This window comes from Mesorhizobium sp. M7A.F.Ca.CA.002.09.1.1 (assembly GCF_003998555.1).
GTDB classification, from domain to species: Bacteria; Pseudomonadota; Alphaproteobacteria; order Rhizobiales; family Rhizobiaceae; genus Mesorhizobium; species Mesorhizobium ciceri.
The window spans coordinates 1-1,053 of record NZ_RZRR01001311.1; the positions used below are offsets into that span (position 1 = coordinate 1).

Annotated in this window: 2 protein-coding genes; both read right to left on the reverse strand. The window is 64.9% G+C overall.

Going from position 1 to position 1,053, the window contains the following annotated elements; all coding sequences use genetic code 11:
• Positions 1–176: 176 nt before the first annotated feature.
• Complete coding sequence (locus EN994_RS32790; protein WP_013531140.1) at positions 177–764, reverse strand: sarcosine oxidase subunit gamma; 588 nt, start codon at positions 762–764, stop codon at positions 177–179.
• Positions 757–1,053 (reverse strand): glycine cleavage T C-terminal barrel domain-containing protein (locus tag EN994_RS32795; RefSeq protein WP_164746491.1); only part of this gene is annotated, 297 nt, incomplete at its 5' end. The genes EN994_RS32790 and EN994_RS32795, both read right to left, overlap by 8 nt.

Consider the following 1,053-nt stretch of genomic DNA (forward strand, 5'->3'; position numbering starts at 1 on the left):
CATGGAGATGTTCGAACCAAACGAATGTGCCGACTCTTGAAGAAGGGATTTCATATCCCTGGGCCGGTTGGGCGGCCGCATTTTCGCACCATGGGCGCCTGCGGCCTGAGTCTCTAGCGGCAGAAACGGCTGGCGTTGATGCCAGAAGCAGGAGCGATGCGACCTTTCGGCGCCGCCTATTGCACCTCGTAGCCGACTTCCTCGCTGGCGTGGCAGAGCGCCTTCCAGAACGAGCGTGCAAACGAGCGGAAGACATAGATGTCGAACTGGTCGGCGCCGGTGCGCTGGATCTGGGCGAAGACGTCGTGATGAGCGGTCGAGCGGCCGGCGCCATTGGGAAAGGCCGGCAGCGAAAAGTCGATGGCGAAGAATTTCGCCAGCACCCATTCGGCCTTCGGCCCGGCAATGCGGATGGCGGTGCGGCCGTGCGAGAGATCGGTCACCGTGCCGATGGCCGAGGTCACCACCTTGGCAAAGGCAGCGGCCAGCCCTTCGGCCTCGTCGGCAACGGTGAACTTTCCCGGCGCGAAGCCGAACACTGACTTGACCCCGTCGCTCACTCCGCCGCCGGCGCCATCGGGAAGCGCCAGCCCGGTGACGGTGCGGATGGCTGCGATCAGCCTCTTCTCCTCGCCGGGCCAGGCGGCGAGTTGCACGATCGAGCCCGGCCTCGTCTCGGTCAGGATGATCTCGACGCCATGCTCGAAATTGCCGTGCGAGCCGACGTGAAATTCCGGCTCAAGCGGGGATTGGTGCTCAACCATGCATGCGGCTCCCGTCCGGATCGAAGAAGTGGTTGGAGACGATCTCGACCGGTCCGAACCGGTTGCGCAAGGGATCGGAGACGTGGGCGCGCGTGCCGTGCCGTGCCTTGCCGCCCTCGACCAGCGCCAGCGCGATATGTCTGCCGAGCGCCGGCGAATAGCAGCAGGCGGTGATATGGCCGATGGAGTCGTGCGGATTGGCTTCGTCAACCTCCTCGACGATGTGGGCGCCACCGTTGAGCGGCCGGTTATCGAGAGCGATCAGGCCGACCAGTTCGAGGCGGTCCGA